A 1,290-nucleotide genomic window follows, 5' to 3' on the forward strand; every position below is an offset into this window, starting at 1 on the left:
ATGGCAAAAGAAAAGTTTGAACGCGTAAAACCGCACGTAAACGTTGGTACAATCGGCCACGTTGACCACGGTAAAACTACACTAACTGCAGCAATCACTAACGTACTTGCAAAAGTATACGGCGGTGTTGCTAAAGATTTCGCATCAATCGATAACGCTCCAGAAGAGCGCGAGCGTGGTATCACAATCTCAACTTCACACGTTGAGTACGACACACCAACTCGTCACTACGCACACGTAGATTGTCCTGGTCACGCCGATTATGTTAAAAACATGATCACTGGTGCTGCACAAATGGACGGCGCTATCTTAGTAGTAGCTGCGACTGATGGCCCAATGCCACAAACGCGTGAGCACATCCTTCTTTCTCGTCAGGTTGGCGTACCTTACATCATCGTATTCATGAACAAATGTGACATGGTTGATGACGAAGAGCTACTTGAACTAGTAGAAATGGAAGTTCGTGAACTTCTTTCTGAGTACGATTTCCCAGGTGACGACTTACCACTAATTCAAGGTTCTGCACTTAAAGCACTTGAAGGCGAGAAGCAATGGGAAGACAAGATTGTAGAGCTTGCAGAAGCACTAGATTCTTACATTCCAGAGCCAGAGCGTGACATCGATAAGCCATTCATCATGCCTATCGAAGACGTTTTCTCAATCCAAGGTCGTGGTACTGTTGTAACTGGTCGTGTTGAAGCCGGTATCATCAACGTGAATGACGAAGTTGAAATCGTTGGTATCAAAGAGACTACTAAGTCTACTTGTACTGGTGTTGAAATGTTCCGTAAGCTTCTTGACGAAGGTCGTGCTGGTGAGAACATTGGTGCACTATTACGTGGTACTAAGCGTGAAGACGTTGAACGTGGTCAAGTACTAGCTAAGCCTGGTTCAATCAACCCACACACTACATTCACTTCAGAAGTATACGTACTTTCTAAAGATGAAGGTGGTCGTCATACTCCATTCTTCAAAGGTTACCGTCCACAGTTCTACTTCCGTACAACTGACGTAACTGGTGACGTACAGTTACCAGAAGGCGTAGAAATGGTAATGCCTGGTGATAACATCAAGATGACAGTAACTCTAATCGCACCAATCGCGATGGATGAAGGTCTTCGTTTTGCTATCCGTGAAGGTGGCCGTACTGTAGGTGCTGGTGTTGTAGCAACTATCGTAGAGTAATAATTAACGTTTAAGTTAATTGTTAGAAAAAGGTCACTTAGGTGGCCTTTTTTAATGCCTGCAATTTGCCTCACGTGAAGGTGGCGCTCTTACCTCAGGCGTTGT

The 1,290-nt window shown here is 44.7% G+C and carries 1 protein-coding gene; it reads left to right on the top strand.

The genetic code is table 11. The features are described from left to right. The gene (gene tuf, locus CWB65_RS19175) at positions 1-1,185 is read left to right on the top strand and encodes an elongation factor Tu (protein ID WP_006791257.1); all 1,185 of its coding nucleotides are present in this window, start codon (positions 1-3) and stop codon (positions 1,183-1,185) included. Positions 1,186-1,290 lie beyond the last annotated feature (105 nt).

Origin of the sequence: Pseudoalteromonas sp. S554 (genome assembly GCF_005930865.1) — a bacterium.
Taxonomy (GTDB): Bacteria; Pseudomonadota; Gammaproteobacteria; order Enterobacterales; family Alteromonadaceae; genus Pseudoalteromonas; species Pseudoalteromonas marina.